This window comes from Kitasatospora sp. NPDC001095, assembly GCF_053598615.1.
The window spans coordinates 49,243-56,439 of the sequence record NZ_JBSFKQ010000022.1 but is presented as its reverse complement, the minus strand read 5'-3'; the positions used below and the strand labels follow the sequence as shown (position 1 = coordinate 56,439).

At 73.0% G+C, this 7,197-nt stretch carries 5 protein-coding genes; 3 read left to right on the top strand and 2 right to left on the bottom strand.

What is annotated here, in order from left to right; translation table 11 throughout:
• Positions 1-988: serine hydrolase domain-containing protein (locus ACWDBB_RS19865; RefSeq protein ID WP_449790845.1), on the top strand; the 988-nt coding region annotated here is incomplete at its 5' end.
• Positions 989-1,103: 115 nt separating this feature from the next.
• Positions 1,104-2,288 carry a serine hydrolase domain-containing protein gene (locus tag ACWDBB_RS19860; protein WP_449790844.1) on the top strand — a complete coding sequence of 395 codons (1,185 nt, stop codon included), beginning with the start codon at positions 1,104-1,106 and terminating at the stop codon, positions 2,286-2,288.
• A 183-nt stretch (positions 2,289-2,471) separates the two neighbouring features.
• Here ACWDBB_RS19860 and ACWDBB_RS19855 read toward each other — a convergent pair whose 3' ends face one another.
• Both ACWDBB_RS19855 and ACWDBB_RS19850 read right to left on the bottom strand, forming a co-directional pair.
• Entirely contained in the window at positions 2,472-3,173 is a 702-nt protein-coding gene (locus tag ACWDBB_RS19855; protein ID WP_449790843.1) for a response regulator, read from the bottom strand.
• Positions 3,170-4,399, bottom strand: a complete 1,230-nt coding sequence (locus ACWDBB_RS19850) for a sensor histidine kinase (protein ID WP_449790842.1) — start codon at positions 4,397-4,399, stop codon at positions 3,170-3,172. The genes ACWDBB_RS19855 and ACWDBB_RS19850 overlap by 4 nt, the downstream gene beginning before the upstream one ends.
• A 283-nt stretch (positions 4,400-4,682) precedes the next feature.
• On the opposite strand from ACWDBB_RS19850, the gene ACWDBB_RS19845 reads away from it, so the two are divergent.
• Complete coding sequence (locus ACWDBB_RS19845; RefSeq protein WP_449790841.1) at positions 4,683-7,043, top strand: MMPL family transporter; 2,361 nt, start codon at positions 4,683-4,685, stop codon at positions 7,041-7,043.
• Positions 7,044-7,197 lie beyond the last annotated feature (154 nt).

Below are 7,197 nucleotides of genomic sequence, written 5' to 3'. Positions count from 1 at the left end.
GAAGGACGACGGCATGCCCGCCGCGCTGGCCTCCGTCAAGGGCCGCGACGGCCGCACCCGCAACTACACCGCCGGCGTCGGCGACCTCGCCACCGGGGCCAAGGTCCCCGTGGACGGGCAGGTACGGATCGGCAGCAACACCAAGGCCTTCACCGCCGTCGTGGTGCTGCAGCTCGTCGCCGAAGGAAAGCTGGGCCTGGACTCCCCCGTCGAGACCTACCTGCCGGGTCTGCTGCGCGGCGACGGCATCGACGGGCGCGACATCACCGTCCGTCAGCTGCTCCAGCACACCAGCGGCCTGCCCGAGTACGTGGACAAGGGCTCGATCCTCGCCGGTCCGAAGCGGTACTACGAACCGCGTGAACTGCTCGACTCGGCCCTCGCCCAGAAGGCTCACTTCGCCCCGGGCACGCGTTGGGAGTACAGCAACACCAACTACCTGATGGCGGGCCTGATCATCCAGAAGGTCACCGGGCGGCCACTGGGTGAGGAGATCAACCGGCGCGTCGTCGACCGCATCGGCCTGCGCCACACCTACTTCCCCACCCCGGGGGACATGAGCATCCACGAGGCCCACCCCAAGGGTTACCACCGGGACGCCGACGGCTCGCTCCGCGACTACACCGAACTGGACCCGTCCTGGGGCTGGGCGGCGGGCGCCGTCGTCTCCACCGACAGCGATCTCAACTCGTTCTACGCCGCGCTCCTCGGCGGCCGGCTCCTGCCCGCGGCGCAGCTCGCCGAGATGCGCACCACCGTCCCCGCCGACGTGGTGGCTCCGGGCATCCGCTACGGGCTGGGCCTGATGAGCCGGCCGCTGCCGTGCGGTGGCGTGTACTGGGGCCACGGCGGGACCATTCCGGGCTACGACACCGCCGGGGGCGCCACCGATGACGGCCGCGCCATCAGCATCACGGTGACCAGGATCCCGGATGACGCGGCCAAGAAGCACGTGGAAGCCACGGTGGACTCCGCCCTGTGCCGCTGACCCTCCCCGATCCGGCCTGAGCGTCCGCACCGGCACGACCAGCGGGTTCTGCGCGCCCCTGCGCGCAGAACCCGCGCGCCCCACCGATTCCCCCCTCCAGCAGAGGAGTTCCCCCATGAACGAGCACGTCCAGCACGTCCAGCACGACCGGGCCGACCGACGCCGCCGTGGCCGGCGCGGGTTGGCGGTGGCCGTGGCCTCCGTGGCCGCCGGCGTCGTGGCGGCCTCGGCACTGGCACCGACCGCGGCGTTCGCGGGCGGCAGGCCGGACAGCGTCCAGTCGAGCCTGAACGCGCTGGTGAAGGACGACGGCATGCCCGCCGCGCTGGCCTCCGTCAAGGGCCGCGACGGCCGCACCCGCAACTACACCGCCGGCGTCGGCGACCTCGCCACCGGAGCCAAGGTCCCCGTGGACGGGCAGATCCGCGCCGGCAGCAACACCAAGGCCTTCACCGCCGTCGTCGTCCTCCAGCTCGTCGCCGAAGGAAAGCTGGGCCTGGACTCCCCCGTCGAGACCTACCTCCCCGGCCTGCTGCGCGGCGACGGCATCGACGGGCGCGACATCACCGTCCGTCAGCTGCTCCAGCACACCAGCGGCCTGCCCGACTACATGGGAACCCCCGCACTCCCGGACTTCCCCACGATCCAGTACCGCTACTTCGAGCCCCGCGACCTCCTCGACAGCGCCCTCGCCCAGAAGGCCCACTTCCCCGCGGGTACCGGCTGGGAGTACAGCAACACCAACTACATCGTCGCCGGACTCCTAGTCCAGAAGGTCACCGGGCGGCCCACCGGCGAGGAGATCACCAGGCACGTCATCGACCGCATCGGCCTGCGCCACACCTACTTCCCCGCCCCCGGGGACATGAGCGTCCACGAGGCCCACCCGCACGGCTACTACCGCAGCTCGCCGGACGCGCCTCCGGTCGACTACACCGAGATGGACTCCTCGCCGGCCTGGGCGGCGGGGGCGGTCGTCTCCACCAACACCGACCTCAACTCGTTCTACGCCGCGCTCCTCGGCGGCCGGCTCCTGCCCGCGGCGCAGCTCGCCGAGATGCGCACCACCGTCCCCGCCGAGCCCCTGGGCCCGGGGGTCCGCTACGGGCTGGGCCTGCAGAGCAGGCCGCTCTCCTGTGGCGGCCTCTTCTGGGGCCACGGCGGGACCACCGCGGGATACCGCTCCCGCAACGGGGTCACCGACGACGGTCGCGCCGCCGCCATCACGGTCACCGCCGTCCCGGGCGAGGTCGGCGCGCAGCACATGGCGGACGCCCTGGACGCGGCCCTCTGCCGCTGACCCACCCCTCGGAGCGGAACGGGCCCAGGCCCCGGCAGTCACGGAGCGTCGCAACAACTCCGTGATCGCCGGGGCCGTTTGCCCGCTTTCCCGCCGGGGTACCCGTCCATGCCCCGCTGCGCGACCTCTCAGCCGGGCCCGGTTCGACCCTGCCCGGCCCGGCGGCGGCCGGCCGGCCCGCTTTCAGCCCGCCGGGTTGGCGCGCCGGGCCTCCACCAGGCCCGACTCGTAAGCCGCGATCACCGCCTGGGCGCGGTCGCGGACACTCAGCTTGGCGAAGATGCTGGTGATGTAGTTCTTGACCGTGGAGACGCTGATGCCCATCGCCGACGCGATCTCGGCGTTGTCGAGGCCGGTGGCCAGCAGGTGCCACACCTCGATCTCACGGGGCGTCAGTTCACCCAGGTCGGACACCGGCACCGGTGAGGACGGCTGCGGCAGGCGGGGCGTGGTGACGTACGTGGAGATCAACCGGGTGAGCAGGCGCGGCGCCACCGCCGCCTCCCCGGTGTGCACGGTGCGCACGGCCGCCGAGAGCTCCTCCGGGGAGACGTCCTTGGGCAGGAACCCGGAGGCGCCGGCGCGCAGGGCAGCCACCACGTACTCGTCCATGTCGAAGGTGCTCAGCGCCAGGACCCTGCAGGCGGGCAGCTCCCGCGTGATCCGCTCGGTCGCCTGGACCCCGTCGAGAACCGGCATCCGGATGTCCATCACGACGACGTGCGGCCGGTGCCGGTGCGCGAGGTCGACCGCTCGCTGCCCGTCGTCCGCCTCGGCCACCACCTCGAACGCCGGGTCCGGTGCCAGGATCAGGGCCAGGCCCCGCCGCACCAGCGGCTGGTCGTCCGCGATCAGCACCCTGATCCGCTCCGGGGTTTCCGTCATCCGAGCAGTTCCTCTCCGTCGGCCGGCGCCACCGGCAGGCTGGCCACCACCCGGAAGCCACCACCGTCGACGCCGCCGGCCACCATGCTGCCGCCCAGCAGCGCGACGCGTTCGCGCATGCCGATCAGACCGTACCCGGTGCGGCCCGCCCTCGGTCCGGCCGCACTGCCCGCCCCCGCCAGGGCCCCCACCAGGGTGTCGGCCGGCGCGGCGGCGCCGTTGTCGGACACCTCGACGGTGACCCGGTCCGGGTGGTACGTCAGCTGGACCCGCGCCTCGGCCCGGCCGGCGTGCTTGCGGGTGTTGGTGAGGGACTCCTGGACGATCCGGAACACCGCCAGGCCGGTGCTCGGCGGCAGCGGACGCTCCTCCCCCAGGACGGCGAACTCCGTGGGCAGACCGGCCCTGCGGGACTCCTCGACGAGCCCTGCGACGTGCCCGACACCGGGCTGCGGCGCGGACGGCGCCCCGTCCGCCTCCTCCGGCGCGTCGCCGGCCCGGAGCACGTCGAGCAGTTGGCGCATCTCGCGCAGCGCCATCCGCCCGGAGCCCTCCAGCGTGACCAGGGCGTCGCGCACCACCTCGGTGTCATTCCCGAGGTTCGCTCTGGCACCGCCGGCCATCAGCTGCATGGTGGTGATGTGGTGCGCCACGATGTCGTGCAACTCCCGTGCGATGCGGCGCCGTTCCTGCGCCACCGCGCGGTCGGCCAGCAGCCTGCGCCTGACCTCCATCTCGTGCTGCCAACGCTTCAGCACCTCGGCCGCGGCGACGACCAGCGCCGCGGCGAACACGTTGACCGCCATCTCCCCCACCGGAGGGGGCAGCGGATGCCCCCGGCCCAGCAGTGGCACGGCGGCCGCCACCAGGGCGGCCGGCGCCGCCACCGCGATGCCGCGGGAGCGGGCCACGGCGAACAGCGCGACGCACAGCGTGGAGTTGAAGTGCTGCGGCACCGGCCCGCTCAGGTTCAGTGCCAGGCCGAGGACCAGCACACCCGCCAGTGACGCCAGCGGGTAGCGGCGCCTGGTGAGCAGCGGCATGGCCGCCAGTACGAGCAGAACCAGGGCGGTCAGGGCGATCGGCTGGCTTCCGTCCGGACCGCCGACCGTGTAGCCGAGGAGGTCCAGGGCGGCCGCCCCGACGGCCACCAGCGCATCACTGGCCGTCCAGGGCACGCCGTCGGCTCTCGGCGACGGCGGCAGGGGCCGGTGGTGCGTCGACATGCTGGTGCTGGTCCTTTCTGTGGCCGGTCGGCACTGGCCTTCGCCGGTTCACCGTGACCGTCTACCGTGAGTCGTGTGCCGTTCCCGCAACGGCCTGCGGTCCCCGGGGGAAAGCGTCCGCGGTCATTCTCGCAGCGGTTCCCGGTCCCGGGCAGGCACCCGGGACCGATCCCCGACCAGGCCCCTGGTCCTGGTCACCGCCGTGTGCCGGGCCCAGGTCCTGACGGCGTTCTCCTCCTCCGCTCGGACGAGAAGGCCCGGTACGGCGTGATGGTCTGGAGACGTGCCGGAACCCCCGGCGACAGCACCGCAGCCGGAGGACATCGTGATCCGCGCCCTGACCGGATTCTCCACCAGAAATCCGTGGAAGGTGATCGCCGCATGGGCGGTCCTGGGAATGCTCCTGACCGTCCTGAGCCAGACCCTGATCTACCGGGTGACCCAGACGCAGACGGCCGACTTCCTGCCGAAGAGCTACGACTCGGCCGCCGCCATGAAGATCGCCCACGACCACTTCGGGACGAAACCCGACGCCAACCCGGTGACCGTCCTGGTGGCGCGGACCGACGGCCGGGCGCTGACCCCCGCGGACCACGAGCAGATCGACGCCGGGGCGAAGCGGCTGAGCCGCTTGAAGGTCACCATGCCCAAGCCCAAGGACGCGGCGCCCCTTCAGCGGGACTACTCGCAGATCCCCCAGGTCGGCCCGGCCATGGCGGCACCTGACGGAACCTTCGAGCTGCTCTCCGCCAACCTCACCGGAAACCCCGCCGACCCGGGCCTGGAGAACACCTTCCGGGCGTTCCGGGACAACGCCCGGGCGGAGTTCGCCGCCCAGGGCCTGCGAACCGGCTTCACCGGCGCACTCGCCGACCAGGTCGACTCCGCCGACGACGGGAAGACCCTCGCGACCATCGCCTCCGCCTGCGCCGTCGCCCTGATCGTGCTGCTCCACGTCCTGGTGTTCCGCAGCGTCCTGGCCGCCCTGCTGCCGCTGGTCTCGGTGGCCCTCATCAGCGGCGTGGCCGCCGGCGCGGTCGTGGGCACCGCGCTGCTCACCGGCATCAAGCTCGACCCCTCCGTACCGAGCCTCATCGGCGTGGTGCTCCTGGGCATCGGCATCGACTACTTCCTGTTCCTGATGTTCCGCTTCCGCGAGCAGCTGCGGGCCCGACCCGATCGCCACCACCGCACCACCGCCGCCGAGGTCAGTCAGAAGGTCGGCACCGCGGTCACCTCGGCCGCGCTGACCATCGTCGCCGCCTTCGCCACCCTCGGGATCGCCGGCTTCGGCCAGTTCCGGGTGCTCGGCCCGGCCGTCGCGGTCTCGGTCCTGGTCATGCTGCTGGCCAGCCTCACCCTGATGCCCGCCGTGCTCGCGGCGTGCGGACGCAAACTCTTCTGGCCCTCACGCGCCCTCAAGGCCGAGCCCCGCGACGGCACCGCGGCCCGATTCGCCGACCTGGTGGCCCGCCGCCCGCTGACCATGGTCCTCGCCTCGATCGCCCTCCTGGGCGCCCTGGCCGGCGGGCTGGCCGGGATCAAGATGGACTACGGCCTGGGCGGCGGCCCACGCACCGCGTCCCAGACCACCGCCCTCGAAATCTCGCGCGCCCTGCCCGCCGGCGTGGCGGACCCGACCAGCGTCTACGTCGAAACGAAGAACGCCGGCCCCCTCTCCCCCGGCGCACTCGACGGCCTGGCCCAGCGCCTCACCCGGGTCGCCGGCGTCGGCCAGGTGGCCAAGCCGGTCCTGAGCGAGAGCCGGCAGGCCGCGCGGATCGACCTGTTCCTCACCGAGGACCCGCAGTCCCAGCAGGCCCGCGACCTGGTCTCCGGCCCGATCCGCGCAGCCGTCGCCCAGAGCACACCCGCCGACCTGACCGCGCACGTCGGCGGCACCCCGGCCGTCTTCGCCGACGTCTCCACCGCCGTCGGCCGCGACCTTCGGCTGGTCTTCCCGGTCGCGGCGGTACTGATCGGGCTGATCCTCCTCTTGCTGCTGCGCAGCCTGCTCGCACCGGTGGTCCTGATGCTCTCCGTCGGCCTCGGCTTCGCGGCCACCCTCGGCGCGGCCGCCCTGCTGTTCCAGCACGCGATGGACAAGCCGGGCGTCAACTTCACGCTGCCCCTGGTCCTGTTCCTGTTCGTGGTCGCGCTCGGCACCGACTACAACATCCTGATCAGCGACCGGATCAGGGAAGAGATGGAGCACCCCGGGCCGCCCCGGGCAGCAGTCGCGCGCGCCCTGCGGCACACCGCCCCGGCCATCGCGACGGCGGGCCTCGTCCTGGCCGGCTCCTTCGCCGGCCTCGCGGTGACGCCGCAACCCTCCACCCAGCAGATCGGCTTCGCCACGGCGCTCGGCATCCTGCTCTCCGCGTTCCTGCTGTCCATCGTGCTGGTGCCCGCCCTGGCCGCGGTCCTCGGCCGCGGCCTGTGGTGGCCCCTGCGCCCCGGACGCACGACCACCCGACCCACCGACCAGCACCGCACGGACACACCGCACTCACCGCAGTCGCCGCCCTGCTCCCGGTGGCCCGCGCCGCCGCACCAGGACGCCCACCCCTACCCCCAGCCGTACGCGCCCCAGGAGGAACGGGGCACAGACCCCTCCTGGGCCCACCGGAGCCACCACTCCTAGGAGGCGGGTCCTCGGCCACCGAGCGGTCGTCCTCCTCGAAGGGCGCCGAGGTGTCCGCACGCCAGAACTCGGCGACCCCGAGCAGGATGCCACGGGCCAGCAGCGGGGCCGCGATCATCGAGTGCACGCCGTGGTCCATCAGGGCGCGGGTGGC